We start from the raw sequence: 26,532 nt of genomic DNA, 5'->3' as shown, positions 1-26,532 counted from the left end.
AAATAAACACTTATAAATCAACAAAATAAAAAAATAATAAATTATTTAACACACTTTAATTCTACACAATATAGAATACATTCTATATTTGTAGTATGAATAAATTATCAGCTACGGAAGAACAATTGATGGGCTACATCTGGGACATGAAAAAAGCTTTTATGAAAGATCTTATGGAAGCGTATTCTGAACCTAAACCGGCGCCAACAACTGTTGCTACATTATTGAAGAGAATGACTGAAAAGGGAGCGATATCTTATGTGCTTTATGGAAATTCGAGAGAGTATTATCCACTAATTGATAAAGACAGCTATTATTTAGCACATGTAAATGATATCGTAGAAAGCTACTTCGACAATTCAGCATTAAAATTTGCTTCTTTTTTCACTAAACAATCTCAGCTGAGCAAAGAGCAATTGGAGGAACTGAAAAATATAATTGATTCCGAAATTAAAAACAAAGAGACATGATGCTATATATTGGAAAACTGATAGCCTGTTCGGGTTTACTCTATCTTATTTATTGGTCAATACTACGCAACCAAAAACTACTGCTATTCAACCGTTGTTATTTACTCGGGATTATCCCCCTATCTGTCATCATTCCATTGTTACAGATCGCTGTCCCATTTGATGTTTTCAACTTACTGAACGACAGAAACAGTGATGTTACCCCTGCGGGGCCGATCATTAAACAGCCCGCAACAGATTCAGCGCTCTTCAATAATTATCACGTCGATTGGTACGATGTCGCTCTGCTGATGTATGTAATTGTCACCATTGCATTACTTCTGAGACAAGTATGGTTATACCGCAAATTCCTATATTATATCCGAAGTGCCACACCAACCCATGAACAGTCCATTTATTGTATACATGGTTTAAAAACACCCTTTTCCTTTTTTCAAAAAATTTATGTTCCCAAAGATGCCTATCAACAGGGCGGTATTGATCAGTCAATTATAACTCACGAACGGGCCCATGCCAATCAACGCCATTCGATGGATGTACTTTTCATACAGATTTTGGGTATATTTTTGTGGTTCAATCCCTTCATTTATCTCATTCAGAAATCGATCCGACAAACTCATGAATACCTTGCAGATAATGCCGTAGTCAAGATTCATGAAAAGTTAAGATACCAACATTTGATTATCGAGTGGAGCATGCCCACCCCTGATATAAACACATTACCGGCCAGTAATTTTAATTTCTTAACAACAAAAAAACGATTAATTATGTTACAAAAAAGAACAACCCGAAGTAAACTCTTGCTAATGCCCGGGCTTACTTTATTACTGACAGTAGCGATATCTACATTGTTTTCAACACATGCGGAAGCACAGAAAACAACGCCGACCACGACAAAAAAAGCAGCGGCTACCAACACCGCAATAAGGCCCGCTGCATCAAGGCGACCGGACGCTCCTAAAACTAGTGGAAGATCTCCTAAATCACCGACAAAAGAAATGGTTCCGCCAATGATATCCCAGCGCAGGTCTTCTTCCCAACAAGAAGGTAATGTACGTTCCCCGGAACCTCGGAAAAGACCTGCTCCACCTCAAAATTCCCCAAAAATAATCGATGAGGTACATGTTGAGCGAATCAAATTTGCGGAGCCTCAAAAAGAGTCTACTCCATCAAAAAGAGTTTCACCGATAGTCGAAGAAGTGCAAGTAGCACCTAAAATTGAGGAAGTCAAGGTCGAGAATATTCAACCGCGTCAACCAAAACGTATCAATCTTTCTGCGAATGCGACTGTCAGTTCAAATCAAGATCAAAAAGATATTCAAGTTAAGGAGGAAACGCCCGTAAAGATCGTCCTTAAAATGAAACCCGAAGTAGAAGTAAAATCTGTAAATAAAAAATAGATAGCAGAATTCTTCGGAATACAATAAGAGGAATACAATTCCTCTTATTGCGATATGTCTCCCCCTCACAATTACTCACCTATAAACCAGAATGTTGTTTAGATCATTCAAAATTTAATGTACCAACTCTTCTTATAGCTATTGATATAATCTAAAATCAAGTTAAAAACAAACATCAGTATTTTCCAAAATATAATTAAGGATTGGATTCGGGTTTAAAAAACGATAAATTCTACTGTAGTTTATTTTTAAAGCAATCGTTTGCGTAAAAAAATTGTATAAAAACCAAATAACAAATCGGTAACATTGTAGAAGAGTACCAGTAGTATACCAACAATATACTTCTAATATACTTGTTGTATTCATCTGCTATCATTAAGATAATACTACTGCTATACGGTACGATACCCAATTATTAAATTCTGATCAGGAGGAATTTGGTTTTAAATACAAGTTTAAATTATGGAGGCATGTAAAAATGATGAGTTGGCCTTACTGCTCGCTCTTAAGTCAAGCAATCATAAGGCATTTGAGGTGCTCTACTATCGCTATAGCCCTAGACTTTACCGTCATATACTTAACCTAGTCAAAATACCTGCCTGTGCAGAAGAAATCCTTCAGGATGTATTTCAGAAATTATGGGAGAGGCGCGGTGAAATAGACCCCGACAAGTCCTTTCAGTCTTATCTCTTCACTATTGCTAAACACCTCGTGTATGATTTCTTTCATAAAGAGATCAAAAATCGAAATCTAAAAGAGTTGATTATTTCCATTTCAACATCAGACTATTCCCACATTGAGGAGGAATATGCGTACAAAGAGTCTAAAAAAATTGTCAATCAAGCCATTGAAAACTTATCTCCAAAACGCAAACTCATTTATACCTTATGCAAAATAGAGGGGAAAACCTATGAGGAGGTCAGTAGTTCCTTAGGTATCTCCACTTCTACGATCAGTGACCATATCGTGAAGGCTACAAAACAGATTCAGAGCTTCTGTTTGAGCAAGGAAATTACACCGTCCCTGTTAATTGCTCTTATCAGTGCCGTATTAAATCAAAAATAAGACACTCGCTGTTTCTATCGACAAACAGGTCACTCCCATAGGTATTCAAACAGCCCTTTTTAAACACTTTTAATTTTTTTTACTTTTTTTTAAAATCAGAGCAGAGGACAGGCTCTAATTTTCCGTATTATATATAAATAGCTACTCAGTGAAAGATTCAAAACATATAAAACTATTATTTGAAAGATATCTCAATAACCACGCTTCAAGAGAAGAGACGGCGGAGCTATTTCAATATTTTCAGGATACGAATAACAAGGAGGCGCTTGAACAGATGATCGAGAACCAACTTGAATCTCGGGATAAGGAAGAACTTATAGACAAGATGATTTTAGACCGTGTTTTTGGTAAAATTGATCTTGACACGGAACCACAAAATTTCAAAAGTCCTACATGGTATAAAACTACAGGCGTTGCAGCTGCCATCATACTGATTATCTCTATCTCTTATTTATTTCTTAACCGCAGCACATATAATGATCATACAGCAACCATTATCGAACCTGGTCGCGATAAAGCAACACTTGTGCTTTCTTCTGGTAAAACGATCGTACTGGAGGATGTTGCGAATGGAAAATTAACGGAAGAGCTCGGCACAACAATTGAAAAAACAGAAAAAGGCGGAATTAATTATAAAATTGAGGGAAATACCGATGTACGCATCGCTATGAATCTTTTGAATGTACCAAAGGGCGGGCAATTCCAGATAACCCTTTCTGATGGCACAAAAGTTTGGCTAAATTCCAATTCCAGCCTTAAATATCCAAGTGCATTTTCAACCTCTGAACGCCGTGTAGAACTGACGGGTGAAGCCTACTTTGAAGTGTCAAAAAATAAACAAAAACCATTTATTGTCGAAACTTCGCTTCAAAAGGTCGAAGTCTTAGGGACTAAATTCAATATCAATGCCTACGATGATGAATCTTCCACACAGACATCCCTTGCAGAAGGGTCTGTAAGAGTGAGTTGCAAAAACAATACAACCTTACTAAAACCAGGACAACAATCTACGTTAACGGATCAAAATATCGCAGTAAGATCAATAAACCTGGATCAAGTATTAGATTGGAAAAATGGTGATTTCAACTTTTCCAATAACAACTTAAAGGAAATCATGCGTAAAATTTCGCGCTGGTATAACATTGAAGTAATTTTTGAAGGCCCCATTTCACAGGAAACCTATGTCGCTCAAATTTCTAGAAAAAAACGATTAAACGATGTATTAAGAGCACTTCAGCTTTCCGGTTCCATCAAGTATAACATACGAAACAATAAACTGTACATATCGCAATAAACTATAACACACATTAATAACCACTGATTATGAAAGAAACCAGTCCAGCCTAAACATTTCTTCCAAAAAAATAGCCGAAAATGCCTGCCAGCACTCTCGACTAATTTTTTACTTGGAAAACAAGAATTCATTTCAACATCAAACCAGTTAACCAATTTATAAATATATGCATTATTATTTATGTAGTAAGTATTGCATTGTCTTTTTTATTAAAGCTATGCGATACATCGGATCATTATGCAACAGATCTACAAAAGTTGCGGTCCTCTTAACAGCATTTATCTTTTTAACACATGTCTCCTCTGCTCAAAATGTTACCCTTAAACACAAGCAGATTACATTGTCCGAAGCATTTCAAGAAATCAGAAAACAGACTAACGTCGATTTTATCATTAAGACAAGCCAACTCGACAAAGTAAGGCCTATTCAAAACATAGATATCCAGAATAAGCCACTAAAACAGGCCCTTGAAAAATTATTGGAACATCAGCCTTTGGTCTTTACAATTGACAATGGCATCATTGTGATTTCGGATAGAGAAAAAAAAACACCCCTCGCCCCCACCGTTCAAAAAAACGGTAAGGTTGAGATTGTAGGTACAGTGAAAAATGATGGAAACAATCTTTATGGTGTTAGTGTCAAGGTTAAAGACAGCCCGTCAATCGGTACAACAACAGATGGCAATGGAAGATACATTCTTGTGGTTCCCGCAAATTCGACACTAATATTTTCCTATGTCGGCTACGCCAATCAGGAAATTGCCATTGCCGACAAACGTCGCATTGATGTGCAGCTAAGTCCCGATCAGAGCTTAAGTGAAGTTGTTGTTGTCGGTTACGGAACACAGAAAAAAACCAGTGTCGTGGGAGCATTGGAATCAGTAAAACCAGAAACCTTACGTATCCCAACGGCCAATCTGTCCAATGCATTGGGAGGAAGACTTTCGGGTGTAATCGCAGTACAACGTTCGGGCGAACCCGGTGCAGATGGGGCTAGCTTTTTCATTCGTGGTGTATCGACATTTAGCGGAGCCACCAATCCCCTGATCTTATTGGATGGTGTAGCAATCTCCAAAGGCGACCTGGACGCATTGGCACCAGAAGTTATCGAAAGCTTCTCAGTCCTTAAAGATGCTACTGCCACTGCCGTATTTGGTACTAGGGGAGCAAACGGCGTCCTAATTATCACCACAAAAACAGGTAAAGACCTCAATAAACCGCGTATTTCAGCACGTGCACAATCACAGATCTCAAGACCTACTTCCATACCAAAATTTGTTGATGGTGTAAGTTATATGGAGATGTTCAATGAAGCGGTTACAGGTCGCGGTACTGGTGAAATTTTATATTCCCAAGATAAAATAAACGGCACAAGATTAGGCTTGGATCCCTATGTATATCCTAATGTTGACTGGTATAATGAAATGTTTAAGTCCCGTACCATCAACAACGAGCTCAATCTAAATGTACAAGGTGGTGGCAGCAAAATAGGCTATTTCCTCAGTGCAACCGGCAACATTAGCAACGGTTTATTGCGTAAATTTGACCTCAACTCTTTTGACAACAATGTCTCTGTCAAACGGTATAGCTTTCAGAACAATATCAATGTTAACCTTACTTCAACCACCAAAATAGCTTTAAAGCTCAATGCACAACTTCGTGATTACTACGGTGCCGGTGTAGATGCTCCAAGCGTATTTGGCGACATCATGAATGCCAATCCAGTGGACTTCCCTATTATGTTTCCATTTACCGGTATTGACAGAAGAGACGTTCAATACGGAGGAAAAGCTGGTGGTACAGTCAACAATGGTTTTATCAATCCCTTTGCCCGCATGGTCAATGGCTATCAAAATGGTTTCCAAAGTACCTTATTGACTACCATTGACGGTGCTCAAAAACTTGATTTCATTACAAAAGGGCTAGAATTTAAAGCCTTGGTTTCCTTTAAAAACTGGAGCAACACAACAACAAAAAGAACCAGTGGCTACAATCAATACATGATTAACAGCTATGCACCCGATCCTGCAGGTGGATATACCTACGATCTAGTCATGGTGGGGCAGCCACAAAATCTTTCCCTGGGAACCGAAACGGGCACTAGCGGTGATCGCGAAATCTATTTCCAGCCCTCCATCGAATACAATAGAACATTTGGTAATCACACCGTATCAGGTTTATTTCTTTACAATACCACCGATTTCAATGTCAATAATCCGGCTGATCTAATCAGTTCGCTACCGCGTAGACGCCAGGGCATTACGGGACGTGCAACATATGGTTTCGCCAATAAATATCTTGCCGAAGTCAACTTTGGCTACAATGGTTCCGAAAACTTTGCCACTGGAAGTCGCTTTGGCTTCTTCCCTTCCGTTGGTTTGGGCTATGTACTCAGTAACGAAAAGTTCTTCACAGATTTATTTCCTGCTGTCAGTAATTTAAAAATTAGAGGGAGCTGGGGTAAGGTTGGTAATGATCAGATTGGCGGAGGACGTTTTCCTTATCTTTCGGACCTCAAATTGGATGGAGCATCGTTTACAACAGGTATCGATCAGAATACGACTTATACAGGACCTACTTACTTACAATTTGCAAACCCAATGATCTCTTGGGAAGTTGCAGAGAAGAAAAACATTGGTGTGGACCTCGGTATTCTTAACAATAAGTTCAATATTGTTTTCGACCTATACCAGGAAGATAGAACCAATATTTTCGTTGATCGTTCGGCAACAATCCCTAACGTATTTGGTACTGCAGGAACGAAAGTGTATGGCAACGTTGGTGAGGTAAGAAATAGGGGATTTGATTTCTCCCTAGAATGGAACAAAAGTGAAAAAGATTGGGGAATATCGATGCGTGGAACCTTTACATATGCACATAACACCGTACTGAAAAATAATGAGCCAGCCTTTACCAAATACCGCAACCTCTCGCAAATTGGGTATTCTATTGGCACAAACCTAGGCTATCTTGCTGAACGCTTATTTATTGATCAGGCCGAAATAGATAACAGTCCATTACAACAGCTAGGGGGGTTTGTCGCTCCGGGAGACATCAAATATAAAGATCTAACCAATGATATTGATGGTCTAAATCTCATCAATAGCGATGATAGAGTTCGAATGGGTTATCCAACAACACCTGAAATTGTCTATGGTTTGAGTACTTCCATCAATTACAAAAAATTTGATTTTTCTTTCCTCCTACAGGGAGTTGATAGAACTTCTTTTATGATCAGTGGTTTCCATCCATTTGGAAATCAAGGTGTACGCAATGTATTGCAGTTTATTGCCGAGGACCGCTGGAGTCCTGAAAATCCTAACATATTTGCTGCCTATCCACGACTGAGCAAATTGGACAATCTCAACAATACTGAAGCTTCTTCTTATTGGCTGAGAAATGGGGCATTCCTAAAACTCAGAAGTGCTGAGATTGGATATTCGCACAAATTTGCACGCATTTTTCTAAGTGGTTATAATCTATTGACCTTCTCTAAGTTCAAACTTTGGGATCCTGAACAAGGTGGAGGCAATGGTTTGGGATATCCGACACAGCAAGTATTCAATCTCGGAGTCCAACTTCGTTTCAATTAAAACAACTTCAAGATTAAAACTATCAATAGAATTTTAAAATGATTTATCAGATGAAAAGAAAATATATAGGCTACCTTGCATTATTCGCATGCGCGACTTTTTTGACTACCACTTCCTGCAGTAAATTCTTGGATATCGTCCCTGATGAACGTCCTTCGGAAGCAGACGCCTTTCGTGATCCAAATTCAGCCAAAGGTTATTTGTATTCCTGCTATGCGTGGATTCCAAATTCTCGGGTAGGCACCTCTTCCATTGATTTGATGACTTCCGACGAAGTAACAACTGCTTTTGAACATGAAACCTTTGCTCGATTTCCCCGTGGGCAATATACGGCCTCAAGTCCTGTCATTTCCTACTGGGATAACCTTTACAAAGGAATAAGACAATGCTATATCTTAATTCGCAATGTAGATAAAGTCCCTGGGATAGATCCACAGGAGGCGGCACAATATAAAGCTGAAGCCAATTTCCTGATCGGCTTTTATCATTTCTTACTGGTCCGGATGTACGGTCCAGTCGTTATTGCAGACCAAGAGTTTGACGTCAATGCCCCTTCTTCAGCGTATCCCAAACGTTCGACTTATGATGCCTGCGTTGATTTTATTATCAAAAAGCTGGATGAGACAGCTGGACAGTTACCTGCTCTTCGTGCTGCGGATGAGTGGGGTCGTGCTTCCTCGGTTATTGCCAAAGCGCTAAAGGCTAGGGTATTGCTTTATGCAGCATCACCGCTCTTTAATGGCGGTGGAGGTAATAAACAGAGCTTCTATGCCAATTTCAAAAATTTGGATGGCACAGCATTGATCAGTACTACCTTCGACAAAGAAAAATGGCGCCGTGCAGCCCTAGCGGCTAAAGAAGCCATTGATGCAGCTGAACAAAGTGGGGCTTCACTGTATAAAAACAGCACCTACAATACCGTACTACCAGCTAATCCTATTGAAAAGGACTTACGCCTTACTTTTATTGACAAAGCCAATACCAAAGAAGTGATTTGGGCGGAAACACGTCGGGAAGGTCTCTACGATTTTCAAAATAAATCTACTCCCTTTCTTAGCGGCGCACAAGGTGAGTCGTATAACGGTGTATCCCCGACCCTCACTCTGATCGAATCGTTTTATAGTAAAAATGGTTTACCGATTGACAAAGACCCCAATTATGACTATAATGGACGATACGCTGTAACAAGTACACCCAATGGCAATACATTATCGTTAAATCTAAACAGAGAACCGCGCTTCAATGCTTGGATTGCATATCACAACAGCTACTATGAAGTGGTTAGAGGGAGTGCCAATCAAATCCTAGTTCAGTTTCGGAAAAATGACAATTGCGGCATCCAAGGACGGTCTAATAACTACTCACCAACAGGATATCTCAACAAAAAAGGTATTGCGCCCGAATTGAACCAAAGTAGACTGCAGGTCTCCGTCAATTATCCATGGCCTGTGATACGTCTAGCAGAATTGTACCTGAACTACGCGGAGGCGCTGATCGAATACGGTCAGGATCTGAATACGGCCAAACAATATATTGACCGCGTTAGGGTCCGTGCGGGCATCCCAACAATTGATGTCGCATGGGCTCCAATTGGCGGCGCAACGAATCAGGCAACACTACGTTCCATCGTCAGACAAGAACGTACTATTGAACTTTACTTGGAAGGCCATCGCTTCTGGGATTTAAGACGTTGGATGATCGCCGATCAATACCTCAACCAACAGGCGAAAGGAATGAATATACAAGGAGCTACCGATACAGAATTTTTCAAAATAACAACGGTCGTTTTTCCACGTAGTTTTAGTCAGCGTAATTATTTAATGCCTATACCACAGGAAGAGATCAATAAAAACGAGGAATTGGTACAAAATCCCGGTTATTAATTAATTTAATGAATTGCACAAGATGAAATACAATATCGGAATATTCGCTCTACTCTTTTTAGCAATAGCGTGTAAAAAAGTCGAAATAAAAATGACCAAGCCACCACAACTGGTTTCGATTGAAGCTGAACCACGTATTGGCGGGACTCTCCTGAAATGGAAACTTCCTTCAGATAACAATTATCTTTATGGACAGATCACATATAAAAAAGTGGGATCAAAAGATCCCGATAAAATCTATAAAATCAATATAAGTTCTTTTGCCGACACCATGCGGATCGACGGATTGATCAACAAATATGAATATGTCTTCAACGTCCAATTGTTCAATCAAGACAAGAAAACAAGCATTGGGGGAGATATCATAAGCAGCAATAGTGTTCGGCCAATCGTTAGGCCTTCGGAAGTGACCTATTTCCCGAACGAGTTAACTAAAATACAGGTGACCGATAATATGGTAGAAACCTACACGCAGGAAAACAGCGAGGGACCCAAAAAGAATTTATTTGACGGCGATAAGAATACATATTGGCATACAGCATGGTCTGCAAATACAGCCCCTCTTCCGCACTGGATCCAACTAAATTTTCCCCAAGAAGAAGAGATTGGCGCCATAAAGTACTTCTTCAGACAAAACAATAGCGACGAAGCCGGACGTCCGAAACAATGGGGAATAGAAATAAGTTCAGACGGCCAGCAGTGGACAAGAGTGTTTACATCAAAGGATAATCTTTCCACATCAAATGTAGCTGAAGAGCAAAGTTTGGCTTTTGATAAAAACTATAAGGCCAAATTTTTCCGGCTAATGATCCTTAAAAACGGCGGGAAAAGTTATACCCATCTGGGTGAAATGAATGTCTACCGGATGCGCTCTTCTATCATCGACAAAGAAAAGGAAGCTGAAGATAATTATTGACCATCATCACAAAGATTTTTTTTCTAATCATCAATGGTGCTCAAAAGAGCACAACGACGGAGGTAGAAATACCTCCGTTTTACTTTTCGCTCTAGTATATCATCAACATTCAAACAAGCTCCAAAATGCTCTGAGGTCAAATTTCCGCTATAGCATCAGCCTATGTGAAGAAGCGATCCCCAGCAAAAAAATAAAAAACTTTTTTATTACCTTAGATAAATAAATCGAACAAGAAAACAACTTGTTTTTTCATTAACTATAGTTTACATATATGAAATTATATGCCTTTGTATTGGGAGTAGGTTTACTTCCAGCCGTAGGATTATGTCAAAAGACCGTCACCCCTGGGAGCAGCGATATCAATACCAACTATATAAAACCAGAAAAATCACTGTATACGGTCTATTATGTTAAAGACAACAATTGGGACAAACAAGGATCACTGACCTACGATATTGTAGCGGCCAACAATCAGCTGACGTTAACCAATACCTATGTTCCGAAAGACAATGCCTGGACTTCGATACGCACGACGACTGCCGACGCAAAAACACTTCGGTCTATCAGCTATTCTAGCGATGGCAAGGAAACAAAAGTAAACCTCAACTTTGGAGAAACAATTACAGGTAATTATTATTCGAAGAAAACGAAAAAGGAAAAAAAGATCAACTTACAGCCAACTAGACCTTTTGTGGATTTTAACTGGACAGATCACCTGATTTCAACTCTCCCTTTAGACCTAGGGTATAAAGCGCGCATCCCGCAATTTTATTATAATAGTGATTCGGACATTTTCGTCGAAGACTATGCCATCAAGGAAGTAAAAAGCTACAGTTATGGCTCCCCAAAAACAGGTAAACACGACAGTTGGCTGGTTACACTTTTAGAAGAAAGTACCGGAGCCATCTATAATTATGTCATCGATAAGAAAGATCGCCGATTATGGCAAAGGGAAATGTCCATGGGAAACGGCAAATGGGAAATTACCGTAAACGAAGAACTGGACTATCAACCTATTAAAAATAGATTTAACAAAGAACAGGCTGCCCAACAGATTTCCCAGGGTAACAGTGTTATTATCGGGACGGCTTACGCTCGATCTAGCTCCGGAAAAAAACTTGGCGGACTCGTGAATACCGCCAAAAAGCAATATGCCCCAAAAGGTACAGAAATTACGCTCTTCGCCAACTCCGCCTATTACGAAGAATGGCTGGAAGTCAATAAAAAGATCCGAAAACAGAAAAAGGTGCAGGAAGTTCCATTGGATCCCGATTTTGGCTATGCTATTAAAAAAGCAAAGGTGTATGATGATGAGGGGCATTTCGAATTTGCAGATCTCATGCCAGGTGCATACGTGATTATGGCGAGCTTCGATTTTACCAATTCTTACAACTATTCCTATGTATCAGGCTACACCAATTATTATAACTATTGGGGTTATACAGGTTCCACGACAAATTATGGTACGGCAAGATCATCCTATGTCGACAAAGCCAATGTTGAAAAGCACGTCACCATTGACAAAGACGGTGAAAAGAAAGAGGTAAATTTAAAGGAAATGTAATCAAAAAAATGCCGTTAAGCTCCTTTGTTTGACGGCATTTTTTATGCTTTTTAAAACGTATTTCTAAGACGATCAAATCTTCGACCCTTCAGTTACCCATCCATTTACTTTTTTCGAAGTTCAATATACCGGTCTATGCTAATGGGAAAGTTATCGGCAGTCCGCAGTAGAAAACAGGCAGCCGCTCCTACCCAGACCGAATAATCGAACGTCGATTTAATTCCTAACGAGAGGGTCATCACCACCCCAAAGCAGATCAGTAGAATCCCGGCAACGAATGCAGTAAAACGCAGTTTATAGCCGATCAGCAATAGGATTGCTAAGACAACCTCTAATAATGTTGCGCCGATAGCAAGTATATTACCTAAAGTTTCAGGCACAAAAAAATTAAGGGTATTTGAATAGGCTACAAAATTGGCCCAATTTCCCCAAGAAACATGTGATGCCCCCGGTACCCCCCACAGCCCCAAACGATCTGCGACAGCAGACAGAAACGCTGTAGATACAGCTAAACGTACAAAAAGTTGACTATACATGGTATGAATTATATAAATAGGGTATAAACGATATAAACCAAATTTAAAAGAACAAAAACAGTCCAAACTTAAACCAGTTTAAGAAATTTGTTTCAACCATCCCATACTCACAAAGACTCCCCTCGCTGTAATACCCGTGTTGTACCTTCACTTCCTCGCTCATCGTTCGGCGATTACCTTTGGTCAAACCCATTGCACAGTTAAATCAATAAGGCTGCCAGCACTCATGTGCTGTACAGCCTTATACATCAATTAATACGAATAAGAATTTAATATCATGTGTCTACCCCAGTAAATGATAACACACTGTTATAATGACGACCAAGATGCTCAATAGTCCCAATGGAAATAAAAATTATAAACAAAAAAATAATATCGTCATAAGATGATCGATCTATCACAACTGCCATGTTTACTGCTAATTGCTCACAATAGCTATATCGCATGTCAACAAACCAAAGTACAATGCTATATTTCAATAAGTCCATAGAAAATTTACTACAGCTGCAGGGTTAATTCCTGCTGCTGTTGGTTTCTAAAAATGAACACCTTCGGCTGGTCAGCGTGTACATGCTTTTTTATCGCTTGTTGCAGGTCTATTAATTGATCTATTTTCTCGCCCTAATAATTCAATACAACATCGCCGACACGCAAACCGCTTTTGTAAAGATTGCCTTTTTCATCCAACTCGAGCAGCAGCACGCCGTTTATCGCGGGTAGGCCTGCGGCCGACTGCTCCCCCAAAGTCTCCACTGATTTAAATACCCCCGACTTCCAGGACCATCTGCTCCCCTGCTCCTTTGCTTCGGATTGGATCAACTGAGGTATTTCAGGACTAGCGGCAAGAGTTTTAAGTTTTTTACTGGTAACGCCAAAATGCAGCATGTCAAAATTTTTAAAATCCTGATCCTTCCAGTTTTTCAACCGGAAATCACCATGTGCGGGATTCGTAAAGTTCAATTGAATAACCCGACCATGTTTTTCTATGCCTTTTGCTCGATCTTTGTCGAGGTCATCCTGCCGTCCGTAAATATTATGGTCTACCTCTTCCCCCCAATACTTGACCTGTATATCCTGATGGGACTCCATCACGATATTATTACGGAATACATCGTGACTATGCTGAAACCATACATGAGGATGAAAACCATTGTTGATCATCACGTTGTTGTACACTTTGCGATAAAACCCTTCTCTTAGTTTTAGCCCTCCACTTAAACAAAGGTTATTGTAAATTTCATAATTGGAAGATCCGTCATCCAAATCAATATCCCAACCGTGATCACAGCGAAATCTATTATCATGAATTTTGGTTGTTTTGACTGCGTCCAGCAATATTAAATTGGGATGTTTCCCCGTCAGTTCATCCATCTCCTTTCGATTGGGATGCCAAAATCGGTCGCGCCCCCATGAGTTGAAGGCTCCATGATCGCTGGTTTCCAGGACTGTATTAAAAACATCGTTGTAAGCTATCTCATGACCGCCCCAGGTACCATCACCTACATTAATACCTGCTCGCGGCACATTGTAAATGGTATTATGCAAAATTCGTAAAGATTCAGCCATAGAGACCTGTACACCTGCTACTTGTTTTTCGATCAATCCAATGTTATGAATCAGATTGTCACTCGCCTCACAGTCCATAGGATAATTATCGGTTTTTGGCCCTTTGATGGTATCCATTTGGTCAAACGGAACAAATTTTTCATATCGAAATTCCGGTGAGCGTACTGCTGCTGGATCTCCTACAAAATTGATCGCTCCGGCACCGATCTGTTCAATCCGATTGCCTTCGATTTTGACCCCGCGATTGTAATTATTAACAAATATTGCATTGCCACCCAAAGCAATAAAATCATTCGCGCGGAAGATACAGTTTTCCGCACCTTCAATCTTTACGGCTCCCTGTCGATAGATCGTCCAATCGCTACGTAAGAGTGGTTCGCTTGTTTTCATAAAGGTAGGAGCAGTATACATGAAGCGAAGGCCACTAACCTCAATATCATGCACTGGTCTGGAAGATGAACCTGAAAGATAGATTAGATTTTCCAATTGTGGCGCTACAAACTTCAGCTGGTTGGGATCAACTCCTTTAGCAGGCATATAAAATAAGAGTGCCTCCTCCTCATCCAAATACCACTCCTGAAAGGTATCGAGTTCTTCAAAGATATTTTCGACAAAGCGATAGGTCTCGTGCATTTTGCTGGGACGATTATTTTGCTGTCCACCTTCAAGTGTAACTGTTGATAAGCCATCTTTTCCGGTAATCTTATAGTGGAATCCTCCCCAGCGACCAGCATGCAAAGCATGTACAATTCCCCCCTTAGGGTTTTTCCAGGTTGCAACACGTTCGGGACTTAATGCATCTGCAGCATAGCCTTGAAATGGCAAGACTGTGGGATCGTAGTTTGGATAACGTGCCCGGACAAGATGCTTATCATTAGCATATAGACTTTGGAAGTTTAATCCTCTTGGAACCTTAGCCTCCCAAATACCATGATCGCCCTGTTTCCATTTGAGGTTAAGCGATTTGCCACCACTCAGCGTAACTTGTGCTCCATCCTCAGCTTTAATCCGCAAGGGTTGCCTTCTTGTACCCGATATCCCAGCAGACAATTCAATCGGTTTATCCAGCTGATAGGTGCCTGCCATAAAGATGATTTCGATGCCTGGTGTATTTTTCCCTTGCTTCTGTTTTTCTACCGATCGCAATGCGGCTTCAGCTGTGGCATAGGGACTGGCCATAGTTCCTTGGTTTCTATCACTTCCTTTTGTACTGACATAAATACGTTTGACCGAGCCAGCCTGTTGCCCACGCACACTAAGCGAAGTGACACCGGTAAGGCCAATAAATAATAATTTAGGAAATAGCATACAAGATATCTTCATAATTTTAATCGTTCATATAGTTTTAGCTAGATTACATCGACTATAAACCCGCTATATAGTTAGGTCTATAAGTCCATAAAAATAAAGTCGTTTGCTATGCACAAACGACTTTTTCAGTTCGTGTTTCATTCGATCAGATTTATATTTCACAAAACAATAGTATTTCGCCTAATTAACGAACGGTCTATTGAATCACTTCACTAATCTGTACCTCTGGCGCAATATTCGTGTACTTTGGAAAATCTTCAGCAAACTTTTTCCCATTTTCTTTTAAAGGATCCTGATAGGCTGCAACAGCATCAAAATACAAATGGCAAATGGCCAAATAAATCGGACCTTCTGCTGAGCTACGTCCCGAAAGCCCTTTATCAATGGTTACGCCTTTCAGTGCTTTACCGTAAACTTTTTTGACAAGCGCAATATGTTTAGAGAGATAATAATCCCAATCAAATGTCTTTCCAGGTCCATTACGATAAAAAATCGATACCCTGATCATCCCTTTTTTATGAAAAGGTGGATCTGCCTTTACATTGCACTGAAAGCCCAACAGCATGGTTATCAAAACCATAACTAAAATGATCTTTGTTTTCATATTTGTTGATAAGTAAGATTAAATAACACTCTTTTTTCCAAAAACATTTGCCATGAGTCAACAAGCAGCGAATATTGCTTAGATTAGTTCTTTTTGCGCTCTGTGGCTGCTTTCAACAAAATTTCTTTACTAGCAACCGGCACGTTTCCGTTAGCATCAGGTCCAATATTGAGCAACAAATTTCCACCTTTTTCATTTATCTCTCGTAGCTTAGTATTTACTTCTGTGGGAGATTTCCAATTATTATCTGATTTTTTATATCCCCAAGAATTGTTCAGGGTATAGCAGGCTTCCCAATCGTAATCCAGTAACGCTCCAGGATGTTCTTGTTCAGGCGTTCCAAAATCTCGCTTAAATTGATCACGCTTTGCTACGCGGTTATTAATGATAAGAGAGGGCTTCAATTTGCGTAGATATTGATAAAGATCTTCTCCTGCGGCCATATCCCACCAGTTCACCCAGTCCCCATCAAACCAAAGGATGTCGGTATCATACTTTACAACCAATTCTTTCAATTGATTTTTCATGTATTGAATATAAGCAGCTTTCTGTTCTGGCTTGATGAGGATCTGGCCCCAATCTCCTTTACCATTGGGATCGACATATTGCGAATCGTGATGCCAATCGATAATACTGTAGTAGGTACCAAATCTAATCCCAGCTTTCTTACAAGCTGTGGACAACTCCCGCACGAGATCTCTTCCTTTCATTGGGGTCGAAGCTATATCATAATCTGTGTAGGGGGAATCCCACAGACAAAAGCCCTCATGGTGTTTGGTCGTCAGGACAATATACTTCATTCCAGCATCCTTAGCCAATTGAACAATACGATCTGCATTGAAGTCCTTAGGGTTCCATGTGTTAATCAGCTCCGAATAGGCTGCCTTCGGAATATTCATTTCCGATTGTATCCACTCGGCATATCCTTTGGTTGAATTCCCTTTATATATCCCTCCAAGTTGACTATAAAGCCCAAAATGAATAAACATTCCATATTTTGCTTCCCTAAACCAATGCATCCGTTCATCAAAATCCTTTTTGGATTCCTTTAAATTATTAACTTGGGCGTTTCCCATGTTCATAAACAACATGGCTAGTAGAGAAAGAATACAATGCGTTGCTTTTATCATATTTATTATAATTGGTTAATCCAACAAGCTCAAGCGGCTGTCAAATCTTCTATCGGTATCTTGCGCATTCGACAAATGCTAAACCATTCTGCTATTGCAAAATAAATATAAAAAATATGAACAACACTTTTTATTTATTGCAAAGAAGTTACGCTTAGCGTACAGGGCTATACCTGCCTCAATTTTACAAAAATGAAAACTTCCAAAGCAGCTTATCAAACAGTCTATCTGCTATGAAATTTAATATAAATTCTTTCCAAAAAGGATTTATATTTAGTAAATATTTCATTAAAAACCATACTATAGATTGAAATTATGAGTTTAAAGACCTTAATTACAAAAAGTGCCGAGTATAACGACTGGGTTGTCAATAAATACATCAATTGGCTGGCTGATAAATCGGACGACCAACTTAACCAGGAGGTACCTTCAAGCTTCCCGACCATTTTGAAAACCTTAAACCACATCTTGCAGACACAGGAATATTGGTGGAGCCACATTTCAGAAAGCAATGATTTCGATTTTGAAAAAAAGCGAACCACAAAAGAAGAAATATTTGAAGCGCTAAGAAGAAGTTCAGTCCAACTTGTGGATTATATAAACAAGCTATCGGAGTTAGATCTTGAAAAAAATATCAAAGTGGAATCACCATGGTTTCAATGCGATTTCACAAAGTATGAATACATACAACAGCTGATCCTCCACGGAACATATCATAGGGGACAAATCGTTACAATGGGTCGAGCTATTGGAATTACGGATGCCCCAATGACAGACTTTAATTATTGGAATATTTATAAAGATCAACAATAGGGATTCGAGCAGCGCTATGGACCAAATTACCAGTAAAGTACAAATCCGAGAAATTGTCGCAGCGGCGAAACAGCAATGACAGCAATCCGGTATTGAATGCCTTATATTAAGCTTACAAGAGTGTTTACTGAAAAAGAAAGTTCGATTTCCACTTCTGGAGTTTGCGGCCAGGGAAATTATGCTATTCGTGCCTGAGGCCGAGCAGTTACACTTGACGGATCGTCTCATTGTCACAACAGAAATGGGAAGTTATGTTTTAACGGGAATAATTCTTCAGCAACGTCTCCCCGAACACTTTGAAGAATCCATCCATAAAGCCTGCACCTATATAACCATGGGCAATCAATGGTACGTCTGTGATATCATCGGCGAACGCGTACTTGGTCATGCGCTGTTGACTTCACCTAAAAAGACAATACCATTATTAGAAGAATTAGCTCATCATCCTGATAAATGGATTGTTCGTACCATTGGTGTAGCTACGCACTATGCTGTAAAAAAGGGACTACCAGCCACATTCGTAGACATTTTGTTGAAGCTGCTGATTTCATTGTCAAACACGACAGATTTCCACGTGAAGAAAGGAATCGGCTGGGGGGCCAAAACAATCGCAAAGTTTCACCCTAAGCTAGTTGCTTGCTACAGTAAAGTTATTGAATCGCCAGAAACCAAACAATGGTTTCGGACAAAAATTACGATTGGTCTCAATCGCCACAAATTGGGGGCTAAACAGATCCAATAGGAAGCCACAATGGCTCATTGTAACCAATAAAATGAATACGTGATTTTCTTTGTGATAGTTATACATCAAGAAAGGCGAAGTCTACCATTAAGCCTCGCCTTTCTTTATACATTTAATCTATATGTAACCGCGCGCCCTCGGTTAGTGATCTTTTTTCATTGTTCCTTTTTCACGAAGATTAATATGCCAGCTAAAAGCCTCTTCTAACAAATGTGGTGTATGCCCTCCCCTTTCACAAGCGCGGTTATAATAGTCTGATAGCTGCTCCCTATAATCGGGATGTACGCAGTTCTCAATAATTACTTTCGCTCGCTCACGAGGCGCTAAACCACGCAAATCTGCCAAACCATAATCTGTTACCAAAATATCGACATCATGTTCGGTATGATCTACGTGAGAAACCATAGGAACAATATGAGAAATTGCATCCCCTTTAGAGGCTGCCTGTGTAACAAAGATGCTCAAATAAGCATTACGTGCAAAGTCACCCGATCCACCGATACCATTCATGATATTTGTTCCCGAAGTATGGGTAGAATTTACGTTTCCATAAATATCAAACTCTATGGCTGTATTAATTGCTATAATTCCCAAACGTTTGATCAGTCCAGGTGTATTGGAAATGTTCTGTGGGCGCAATACAATTTTATCGCGGTATCGATCCAAATGATCGAACACTCTTGAATAACACTCTTCCGAAACAGTAATTGAAGAAGCAGAAGCAAAATCCAGTTTTCCAGCATCGATAAGATCAAAGGTACTATCTTGCAACACTTCAGAAAACATCGTTAGATTACGGAACTTACTATGTATAAATCCGGTCAGAACAGCGTTAGCTACTTTTCCAATACCCGCTTGGAGGGGCATCAAGCTTTCTGACAAATGGCCTAGCTCTACTTCATTTTCGAAAAACTGTAAAATATGCTTCGCTATCGCTGTAGTTTTGGTATCCGGTTCAGCAATATCGGCTGGGCTATCAAGCTCATTCGTAAACACAATTCCCACCACCTTGCTTGCGTCCAAAGGAATAGTTTTACGCCCAATTTTATTTTCAGGTGCTACAATCGGAATAACATTACGGCGAGGGTAATCTTCTGCTTGGTAAATATCATGTATCCCTTTAATCGTCATCGGTATCGCAGTATTGACCTCCAAAATAACCTGCTTAGCCAATGCAGCAAAAGTAGCCGAATTTCCCACAGAAGTCGTTGGAACAATACTTCCGTCTGATTCTATTGCTGCTACTTCCAAAACAGCAATATCCACCTGAGGCAAATTCTTATTGTGCAGCAATTCGGCTGTTTCGCTTAGATGCTGATCAATAAACAGCACATCCCCGGCATTAATTTTATTACGTAAAATACGATCTACCTGAAAAGGCATCCGCTTGGATAGTGCCCCCGCTTCCGCCAATTTACCGTCTGTTCCATGTCCCAACGAAGCCCCAGTAATCAAGGTTATTTTCAATGGATCCACTTTTGCACGTTCAGCCAAGGCTGGTAACACAACCTTACTGTCTCCAGCCTTAGTAAAACCACTCGATCCAACGACCATTCCATTTTGAAATAGCTTAGCAGCTTCTTCCGCTGTAATCACTTTATCATGTAAGCTTTGAACTTTTATTCTTTCGTAAGCCATATTGTTATAGTTTGATTTTATTCCATTATTGTAAACTTAAGAAATTGAAACCTATATATTTCCCTTATTTGTAAAGTTCTTTGTTATATTTTCCAACCGCTTAACCAAACAATTTTAGCATTTTTTTCAACTGCATATTTATTACCATTCGACACAAAATTATCCAAACGAGACTAAAAAGCCACAACTCGCTACAAATCAAAAATATACAACAAATCATAATAAAAAAATATTTTATATCACACTGATTGATAATATATATCACACTGATAACAAACAACTTACAACAACAAAGGTAAAACCAAAGTAAGTAAAGACTAACTCTCTTGTCGATTAATTGCCATTTTAACGTAAGCATACACTCACTTTCAAGAAGTAAAGGTGGGGTCTAGTAAAAAAGTCTTACCTTTGTGACATAGTATTATAGGTTAAAATGAATACACAAGATATAACGACAGATGCTAAATATGTCAACCGTTATTATATGACGGAAGTAGACTCATTTGAAGATAGCATTTACTGTCACCACGCTATTATTGCAGAGAATCATATTTCCGAACATTGCCACGATAAGGACCAATTTTTATATACAGAAGGCGGTGTCGTATTTGTTAAGACAGAGGAAAAATCATATTTTCTACCTGCCCGACATTATTTGTGGATTCCCGCTGGAATAAAACATAGTATTCATCCAAGTACACCGGAGGTCGTTATGCGTAATTTGTACTTTCCCAAAACCAATAATGACGCACCCTTCTATAGCAAAATGGGAATCTATCCAGTAAATGATCTTTTGATAGAGCTGATTATGTTTACCAACCGCTGGAATGGCAATATCTTTCCGATCGAAGAACCTAAATATAGTATCGCTACAGCATTTAAACTTATCTTGCCGGAATTATCGCTGCATGAGCTTCCATTGGCCTTGCCCTATCCTAATCATCAGAAATTAAAGGATATCGTCACTTACCTCGAAGAGAATATAGAGGAAAATGTCAGCTTTAAAAAACTTGCCGGATTATTTAACATTAGTGAACGTACATTAGCCAGACTATTTCAAAAAGAATTAAATATGTCTTTTATCCAGTACTACACTATTCTCAGAATGCTGACTGCTCTTAAGCTCCTTTTAGACGAAAAACTAAGTGTAAATGAAGTTGCACTCAAAGTTGGATACAATAGTCTCCCCACCTTTAGTAACACATTCAATAAGGTCGTCGGTATCCGTCCAAGCGAATATGTCAAACAAAAAGAATTGCTTATTTAAAAATGTTTACCTAATTTAGGTCAATAAACCTAATTCAGGATGAAATTCAAACATATCATTTATAGTGCTGGAATTTTATTGCTCAGCACTTCTTTATTTGCCAAATCTCAAGATAAGAAACCCAAACCCATTCAGTTATTTAATGGGAAAGATTTGAAGAACTGGACCCCAAAAATCAGAAACCACAAAGTTGGGGATAATTATAAAAATACATTTCGTGTAGAAGACGGTTTACTCAAAGTAAGATATGATGGTTATGATAATTTTAATTTTCAGTATGGTCATCTATTCTACAATAAAGAATTCTCAGCTTATTTATTGCGCGTCACTTACAGATTTGTTGGTGAACAGGTAAATGGTGGAGAAGGTTGGGCCTGGCGTAATAGCGGAGCCATGCTACATGGACAGGATCCTAATACCATGGGGGTGGATCAAGACTTTCCAATATCGATCGAGGGGCAACTGCTGGGTGGAAATGGCAAGGACGAACGGACCACAAGTAACCTTTGTACACCAGGCACAAACGTTGTGATCGACAATAAGCTATTTACACCACATTGCAGCAGCTCAACATCAAAAACCTATGCTGGAGATCAATGGGTAACTGCTGATTTCTTAGTATTGGGAGACTCACTTGTGCAGCATATCCTTGAAAACAAGGTCGTATTACAGTATAATAAACCCCAAATTGGTGGCGGCAATGTAAGTGGTTTCGATCCTAAAGTGAAAAAGGATGGTCAGCTTTTAAGTAAGGGGACTATTTCACTGCAGAGTGAGAGTCATCCCATTGACTTTAAAAAAGTGGAACTTTACGATTTGGAACCTTACATGAAAGATCCCAACAAATTGAAAAAGGTCATCGCGGAGCTACTTCCAAATTTGCAACAATAAAAAACACTCCAAGTCAGTTTTAAAATAAAAAAGCATCGAATATCGATGCTTTTTTATTTACCATTCGCTTGGAAAGAGAAATCCAAAGTATATAACATAAAGAAAAGGGATACAGCGAGCTGTACCCCTCTATATCTATACGAAAAGCTTACGCTAAACCGTTAACAAATTTTGTTAACTTAGATTTGTTGTTAGAAGCTTTTTTCTTGTGGATCACATTTTTCTTTGCCAAACGATCAAGCATAGAAATTACGCGTGGTAACAATGTTTTTGCTTCTTCTGCAGAAGTAGTGTGACGTAATTTTTTGATTGCGTTACGTGTAGTTTTTGCTTGGTAACGGTTTCTTAAACGTTTAGTAGCGTTTGCTCTAATTCTTTTGATCGCTGATTTATGATTTGCCATTTTTTTTAGCTAATTTTTATTCAATTTTTTCTTGTAATTCGGACTGCAAAAATAACACCTTATTTTCAATATTCAAAATCTATTTTATTTTTTAGGTTTAGTATATTTGCGACATGCAAAAATTATCGATGGATGAACTTCAACGTACAGATGTTGAATCGTTTAAAAAACAAGAAAAAACTCCTATCACAATCGTTATGGACAATGTACGGAGCATGCATAATGTGGGCTCGGCCTTCCGTACTGCAGACGGATTTGCTATTGAAAAAATATACTTGTGTGGCATTACGGGCACACCTCCCCATCGCGAAATCGAAAAGACCGCCCTCGGGGCTACTCAATCAGTTGCTTGGGAATACCACAAAGATACCACAGCTGTTGTTGATCAGCTTCGGTCAGAAGGGTATGTCATTATTGCCATCGAGCAAGCAGATGATAGTGTTATGTTACATCAGTTTGAACCAGAAAATGATAAAAAGTATGCATTGATTTTTGGAAATGAGGTCAATGGAGTAGATGAAGATGTCATGGAAAAAATTGATACCTGCATCGAAATCCCCCAATACGGAACCAAACATTCCTTAAATGTATCTGTCGCAATTGGCATTATTCTTTGGGATTTTATCCAAAAACGCAATTTCAATTAAAAATTTATCAATAAAGGTCACATTCCTATTCACATTGCTTCCATTTTAGAAAGCAAAATAGTAGATTTGTGTGCAAAATTTAAAGAAGAAATGAGTGTATTAGTTAATAAAGATTCAAAAGTAATCGTTCAAGGTTTCACTGGAAACGAAGGTACTTACCATGCTACTCAAATGATTGAGTACGGAACAAATGTAGTTGGTGGTGTTACTCCTGGTAAAGGTGGTCAACAACACTTAGACCGTCCTGTATTCAATACTGTGCAAGATGCAGTTGACACTACAGGAGCTAATGTTTCTATTATTTTTGTACCTCCAGCATTTGCTGCAGATGCGATCATGGAAGCTGCCGCTGCTGGTATCGAAGTGATTGTTTGTATTACAGAAGGTATCCCAACAAAAGATATGATCCAAGTAAAATCTTACTTGAGCGACAAAAACTCTCGTTTGATCGGTCCTAACTGCCCAGGTATCATCACTGCAGGCGAAGCTAAAATCGGTATCATGCCAGGATTTATCTTCAAAAAAGGTAATGTAGGTGTTGTTTCTAAATCAGGAACTTTAACTTACGAAGCCGTAGATCAAACTGTAAAAGCAGGATTAGGTATCACAACAGCAATCGGAATTGGTGGTGACCCTATCATTGGTACAACAACGAAAGAAGCTGTTGAATTATTAATGAATGACCCTGAAACTGAAGCGATCATCATGATCGGTGAAATTGGTGGTGGAATGGAAGCTGAAGCTGCTCGTTGGATCAAAGAACACGGTACTAAACCTGTTGTTGGATTTATCGCAGGTCAAACAGCGCCTCCAGGACGTCGTATGGGACACGCTGGTGCAATTGTAGGTGGTGCAGATGACACTGCTGCTGCAAAAATGAAAATCATGCGTGAGTGTGGTATTCGTGTTGTTGAATCTCCAGCTGAAATTGGAAAAGCAATCGCAGAAGAATTGGCTAAATAATTAGACCATCGAGCATATAAAAAAAAGGGAATCAAATTTGATTCCCTTTTTTTTATACCTAATAATTAGATGACAACATTAACTAGACATTGCTTCGTCTGCCGATGGTCCATATAAGCCCGGTACGGCAATATCCAATAATCGCAAATAAACAGTCAACTGACCACGATGATGAACGATATGATTATTGACAATAAAACGTATCGCTCCAGCTCGTGGCAAACGGGCAATCTCATGGTCCCCAGCTTTAAGCACCCATTCATTAAACCAATCCGATTCGGCGATATCCGCTAGTGTTGCCTTGTTCTCTTCCAGTCCAAGAGTGAGGATTGTTTTCAACTCTTCGACAGAGGATACTTTGAGAGGCTTATAATCTACTTTAAAATCAAATACGTCCTTTGGTATTGCCTTGTGTACCCAGTTATGTAACTCGACAACATGAGCAGCCAATTCGCCCAAACTCATCGATTTTTCGTGCGGGCGCCAATCCAATTTATCGTCCGGTATCCGATCTAGAATACGTTTGGTATTTTTTGTTTCGTGATCCAATTCGATCAAATAGCTCTTTTTGATACTCATATAAATACTAGTTCATTAATTGAAAATCTTTTAATACGGTAACAGCATAGGGGAATTCCACTGCCTTATGTGCTGCTGCTCGCGCAATTTCTCCCTCTACATAGGTTACTTTAAGCGGTAAAAATGTATTGTTCAGTATATTTTCATGGAATAACGCCTCATACCAGGTACAGGCAGCAACGAAACGTCCATAGTTCAGATTTAGGTGATAACCATCACGCGTAAAATTATCCCCCACAAAACTCGAACGTGCATTTTGAACAGCTGTACCCGAAGGAATCAACAGATCGAAATTACCCCAGTTAAACACCTCTTGCGAAGTATTGGCAATAGCCCTATACATACTATCTTGGCTACGGTTATAACGAACAAAACCTTCATGCGATGAACCGTTCTGATATGCCCAAGTTTGATGCAATATATACTTAGTTTCAGGAAATAGAATATGTTTTGTTACATAATCATATAAAGGTGGCAGATCCTTCGCATACGAATCATAATCTCCTGATAGCGGACTTGCTTGCTGAAAGCTAATATAATCCCAAGCCTCATCGATAAGCGCTTCAGATAAGCGCTCATTTGCTTTCTCGGACATTTGCCCGTCAAGATTTATTTTCCGGTAGCGATAAGCTGGCTTATCATCTTTTGCGTTACTTACATGTAAATTTAGAGGAGCTCCCCCAATATAGAGATTGCCGATCACTATCTTTTTCTTGCCGGCTTTCGCCAATTCATATAAATTCTGTTCAATAGCATCTTCCGAGAAACTATTACCGATGGCCAATATTCGTAGCACACCATCATCCAAAGATTTATTTTGCGCATTTAATCGATTATTCCTCAAAAAGAATACGATTAAAAAACCAAAAACCAATACCTGTTTTACTTTTATCATCATATAATGCAATAACAACTAAATTAGATAATATCTCGTAGAAATACGAATGATATACCTAGAAAGGGAGATTTTCTCCCATCTGTAAGTTATCGAGACAGCAGCTGGGACAGGGATATCTGCTCATAAAACTTAATAATAGTGGAAAATAGCTGTATAGCATGTAATTCTGATAGCTATATCTGCGACCACTACCAATATACTTCCTAACAGTCAGATAACATATAAAACTAGTTATAACAAGTAACTACTGCAAGGCCAATTGATATGCAGCTATAGTATACAGGTAAAAGTAATAGGATTTGACACGGTCAGTGCAGGCTGCAGGACTGCTACCGTTTGCGGAACAGCTTCCGATGGAGC

At 39.2% G+C, this 26,532-nt stretch carries 22 protein-coding genes; 14 read left to right on the top strand and 8 right to left on the bottom strand.

Translation table 11 applies throughout. The features are described 5' to 3' along the window. Positions 1-95: 95 nt before the first annotated feature. The 8 genes from B3H30_RS01935 to B3H30_RS01900 all read left to right on the top strand — a co-directional run bounded on the left by B3H30_RS01935 (position 96) and on the right by B3H30_RS01900 (position 12,184). Positions 96-470 carry a BlaI/MecI/CopY family transcriptional regulator gene (locus B3H30_RS01935; protein ID WP_070564700.1) on the top strand — a complete coding sequence of 125 codons (375 nt, stop codon included), beginning with the start codon at positions 96-98 and terminating at the stop codon, positions 468-470. After that, positions 467-1,870: a M56 family metallopeptidase gene (locus tag B3H30_RS01930; protein ID WP_070564697.1), complete on the top strand. Its 1,404-nt coding sequence runs from the start codon at positions 467-469 to the stop codon at positions 1,868-1,870. Before B3H30_RS01935 ends, B3H30_RS01930 begins: the two co-directional genes overlap by 4 nt. Positions 1,871-2,332: 462 nt before the next feature. After that, positions 2,333-2,935, top strand: coding sequence for an RNA polymerase sigma factor (locus B3H30_RS01925; RefSeq protein ID WP_070564694.1), 603 nt, complete (start codon positions 2,333-2,335; stop codon positions 2,933-2,935). 148 nt (positions 2,936-3,083) lie between these two features. Continuing rightward, a complete protein-coding gene (locus B3H30_RS01920) occupies positions 3,084-4,229 on the top strand; it encodes a FecR family protein (RefSeq protein WP_070564691.1) in 1,146 nt (381 codons plus the stop codon). A gap of 217 nt (positions 4,230-4,446) precedes the next feature. After that, positions 4,447-7,821 (top strand): TonB-dependent receptor, encoded by a 3,375-nt coding sequence (locus tag B3H30_RS01915; RefSeq protein WP_070564688.1) that lies wholly within the window; start codon positions 4,447-4,449, stop codon positions 7,819-7,821. Positions 7,822-7,871: 50 nt separating this feature from the next. Continuing rightward, positions 7,872-9,704, top strand: coding sequence for a RagB/SusD family nutrient uptake outer membrane protein (locus B3H30_RS01910; protein WP_070565294.1), 1,833 nt, complete (start codon positions 7,872-7,874; stop codon positions 9,702-9,704). A 22-nt stretch (positions 9,705-9,726) separates the two neighbouring features. Next, the gene (locus B3H30_RS01905; RefSeq protein WP_083295886.1) at positions 9,727-10,620 is read left to right on the top strand and encodes a discoidin domain-containing protein; all 894 of its coding nucleotides are present in this window, start codon (positions 9,727-9,729) and stop codon (positions 10,618-10,620) included. 271 nt (positions 10,621-10,891) lie between these two features. Continuing rightward, on the top strand, positions 10,892-12,184 hold the full coding sequence (locus B3H30_RS01900) for a hypothetical protein (protein ID WP_070564682.1): 1,293 nt from the start codon (positions 10,892-10,894) through the stop codon (positions 12,182-12,184). A 104-nt stretch (positions 12,185-12,288) separates the two neighbouring features. On the opposite strand, the gene B3H30_RS01895 is transcribed toward B3H30_RS01900, so the two are convergent. The 4 genes from B3H30_RS01895 to B3H30_RS01880 all read right to left on the bottom strand — a co-directional run bounded on the left by B3H30_RS01895 (position 12,289) and on the right by B3H30_RS01880 (position 17,331). After that, entirely contained in the window at positions 12,289-12,720 is a 432-nt protein-coding gene (locus B3H30_RS01895; protein WP_115049632.1) for a DoxX family protein, read from the bottom strand. Positions 12,721-13,341: 621 nt separating this feature from the next. Beyond that, entirely contained in the window at positions 13,342-15,609 is a 2,268-nt protein-coding gene (locus tag B3H30_RS01890; RefSeq protein ID WP_139144951.1) for a right-handed parallel beta-helix repeat-containing protein, read from the bottom strand. Between the two features lie 184 nt (positions 15,610-15,793). After that, on the bottom strand, positions 15,794-16,201 hold the full coding sequence (locus B3H30_RS01885; RefSeq protein ID WP_083295884.1) for an EthD family reductase: 408 nt from the start codon (positions 16,199-16,201) through the stop codon (positions 15,794-15,796). 83 nt (positions 16,202-16,284) lie between these two features. Then, positions 16,285-17,331, bottom strand: a complete 1,047-nt coding sequence (locus B3H30_RS01880; protein ID WP_083295883.1) for an alpha-L-fucosidase — start codon at positions 17,329-17,331, stop codon at positions 16,285-16,287. A 315-nt stretch (positions 17,332-17,646) separates the two neighbouring features. Here B3H30_RS01880 and B3H30_RS01875 point away from each other — a divergent pair, with 315 nt between their 5' ends. Both B3H30_RS01875 and B3H30_RS01870 read left to right on the top strand, forming a co-directional pair. Beyond that, complete coding sequence (locus B3H30_RS01875) at positions 17,647-18,144, top strand: DinB family protein (RefSeq protein ID WP_070564673.1); 498 nt, start codon at positions 17,647-17,649, stop codon at positions 18,142-18,144. Positions 18,145-18,235: 91 nt separating this feature from the next. After that, the gene (locus tag B3H30_RS01870; RefSeq protein WP_070564670.1) at positions 18,236-18,886 is read left to right on the top strand and encodes a DNA alkylation repair protein; all 651 of its coding nucleotides are present in this window, start codon (positions 18,236-18,238) and stop codon (positions 18,884-18,886) included. A gap of 141 nt (positions 18,887-19,027) precedes the next feature. Here the strand turns inward: B3H30_RS01870 and B3H30_RS01865 are convergent, their stop codons facing one another. Next, positions 19,028-20,524, bottom strand: a complete 1,497-nt coding sequence (locus tag B3H30_RS01865; RefSeq protein WP_070564668.1) for a succinate CoA transferase — start codon at positions 20,522-20,524, stop codon at positions 19,028-19,030. A gap of 433 nt (positions 20,525-20,957) precedes the next feature. Here B3H30_RS01865 and B3H30_RS01860 point away from each other — a divergent pair, with 433 nt between their 5' ends. After that, positions 20,958-21,791 (top strand): AraC family transcriptional regulator, encoded by an 834-nt coding sequence (locus B3H30_RS01860; protein WP_070564665.1) that lies wholly within the window; start codon positions 20,958-20,960, stop codon positions 21,789-21,791. A 39-nt stretch (positions 21,792-21,830) separates the two neighbouring features. Continuing rightward, positions 21,831-22,682, top strand: a complete 852-nt coding sequence (locus tag B3H30_RS01855) for a 3-keto-disaccharide hydrolase (protein WP_070564662.1) — start codon at positions 21,831-21,833, stop codon at positions 22,680-22,682. 148 nt (positions 22,683-22,830) lie between these two features. Here the strand turns inward: B3H30_RS01855 and rpsT are convergent, their stop codons facing one another. Beyond that, positions 22,831-23,085 carry a 30S ribosomal protein S20 gene (gene rpsT / locus B3H30_RS01850; RefSeq protein WP_046671646.1) on the bottom strand — a complete coding sequence of 85 codons (255 nt, stop codon included), beginning with the start codon at positions 23,083-23,085 and terminating at the stop codon, positions 22,831-22,833. 113 nt (positions 23,086-23,198) lie between these two features. On the opposite strand from rpsT, the gene B3H30_RS01845 reads away from it, so the two are divergent. Together B3H30_RS01845 and sucD are read left to right on the top strand one after the other, a co-directional pair. Beyond that, entirely contained in the window at positions 23,199-23,732 is a 534-nt protein-coding gene (locus tag B3H30_RS01845; protein ID WP_070564659.1) for an RNA methyltransferase, read from the top strand. Positions 23,733-23,822: 90 nt separating this feature from the next. Then, a complete protein-coding gene (sucD, locus tag B3H30_RS01840; protein WP_070564656.1) occupies positions 23,823-24,695 on the top strand; it encodes a succinate--CoA ligase subunit alpha in 873 nt (290 codons plus the stop codon). Positions 24,696-24,773: 78 nt separating this feature from the next. On the opposite strand, the gene B3H30_RS01835 is transcribed toward sucD, so the two are convergent. Both B3H30_RS01835 and B3H30_RS01830 read right to left on the bottom strand, forming a co-directional pair. Next, the gene (locus tag B3H30_RS01835) at positions 24,774-25,274 is read right to left on the bottom strand and encodes a DinB family protein (RefSeq protein WP_070564653.1); all 501 of its coding nucleotides are present in this window, start codon (positions 25,272-25,274) and stop codon (positions 24,774-24,776) included. Between the two features lie 7 nt (positions 25,275-25,281). Continuing rightward, positions 25,282-26,172: a DUF4886 domain-containing protein gene (locus B3H30_RS01830; protein ID WP_236560117.1), complete on the bottom strand. Its 891-nt coding sequence runs from the start codon at positions 26,170-26,172 to the stop codon at positions 25,282-25,284. Positions 26,173-26,532 lie beyond the last annotated feature (360 nt).

Source organism: Sphingobacterium sp. UBA7038 (genome assembly GCF_002494055.1).
Taxonomy (GTDB): domain Bacteria; phylum Bacteroidota; class Bacteroidia; order Sphingobacteriales; family Sphingobacteriaceae; genus Sphingobacterium; species Sphingobacterium multivorum.
This window is presented reverse-complemented; position numbering and strand designations above follow the sequence as displayed.

What these genes read in the sequence shown, in the direction of transcription:
- B3H30_RS01935 (WP_070564700.1), top strand. Translation starts at nt 96, where the DNA reads ATGAATAAATTATCAGCTACGGAAGAACAATTGATGGGCTACATCTGG.
- B3H30_RS01930 (WP_070564697.1), top strand. Translation starts at nt 467, where the DNA reads ATGATGCTATATATTGGAAAACTGATAGCCTGTTCGGGTTTACTCTAT.
- B3H30_RS01925 (WP_070564694.1), top strand. Translation starts at nt 2,333, where the DNA reads ATGGAGGCATGTAAAAATGATGAGTTGGCCTTACTGCTCGCTCTTAAG.
- B3H30_RS01915 (WP_070564688.1), top strand. Translation starts at nt 4,447, where the DNA reads ATGCGATACATCGGATCATTATGCAACAGATCTACAAAAGTTGCGGTC.
- B3H30_RS01910 (WP_070565294.1), top strand. Translation starts at nt 7,872, where the DNA reads ATGAAAAGAAAATATATAGGCTACCTTGCATTATTCGCATGCGCGACT.
- B3H30_RS01905 (WP_083295886.1), top strand. Translation starts at nt 9,727, where the DNA reads ATGAAATACAATATCGGAATATTCGCTCTACTCTTTTTAGCAATAGCG.
- B3H30_RS01900 (WP_070564682.1), top strand. Translation starts at nt 10,892, where the DNA reads ATGAAATTATATGCCTTTGTATTGGGAGTAGGTTTACTTCCAGCCGTA.
- B3H30_RS01895 (WP_115049632.1), bottom strand. Translation starts at nt 12,720, where the DNA reads ATGTATAGTCAACTTTTTGTACGTTTAGCTGTATCTACAGCGTTTCTG.
- B3H30_RS01890 (WP_139144951.1), bottom strand. Translation starts at nt 15,609, where the DNA reads ATGAAGATATCTTGTATGCTATTTCCTAAATTATTATTTATTGGCCTT.
- B3H30_RS01885 (WP_083295884.1), bottom strand. Translation starts at nt 16,201, where the DNA reads ATGAAAACAAAGATCATTTTAGTTATGGTTTTGATAACCATGCTGTTG.
- B3H30_RS01880 (WP_083295883.1), bottom strand. Translation starts at nt 17,331, where the DNA reads ATGATAAAAGCAACGCATTGTATTCTTTCTCTACTAGCCATGTTGTTT.
- B3H30_RS01875 (WP_070564673.1), top strand. Translation starts at nt 17,647, where the DNA reads ATGAGTTTAAAGACCTTAATTACAAAAAGTGCCGAGTATAACGACTGG.
- B3H30_RS01865 (WP_070564668.1), bottom strand. Translation starts at nt 20,524, where the DNA reads ATGGCTTACGAAAGAATAAAAGTTCAAAGCTTACATGATAAAGTGATT.
- B3H30_RS01860 (WP_070564665.1), top strand. Translation starts at nt 20,958, where the DNA reads ATGAATACACAAGATATAACGACAGATGCTAAATATGTCAACCGTTAT.
- B3H30_RS01855 (WP_070564662.1), top strand. Translation starts at nt 21,831, where the DNA reads ATGAAATTCAAACATATCATTTATAGTGCTGGAATTTTATTGCTCAGC.
- rpsT (WP_046671646.1), bottom strand. Translation starts at nt 23,085, where the DNA reads ATGGCAAATCATAAATCAGCGATCAAAAGAATTAGAGCAAACGCTACT.
- B3H30_RS01845 (WP_070564659.1), top strand. Translation starts at nt 23,199, where the DNA reads ATGCAAAAATTATCGATGGATGAACTTCAACGTACAGATGTTGAATCG.
- sucD (WP_070564656.1), top strand. Translation starts at nt 23,823, where the DNA reads ATGAGTGTATTAGTTAATAAAGATTCAAAAGTAATCGTTCAAGGTTTC.
- B3H30_RS01835 (WP_070564653.1), bottom strand. Translation starts at nt 25,274, where the DNA reads ATGAGTATCAAAAAGAGCTATTTGATCGAATTGGATCACGAAACAAAA.
- B3H30_RS01830 (WP_236560117.1), bottom strand. Translation starts at nt 26,172, where the DNA reads ATGATGATAAAAGTAAAACAGGTATTGGTTTTTGGTTTTTTAATCGTA.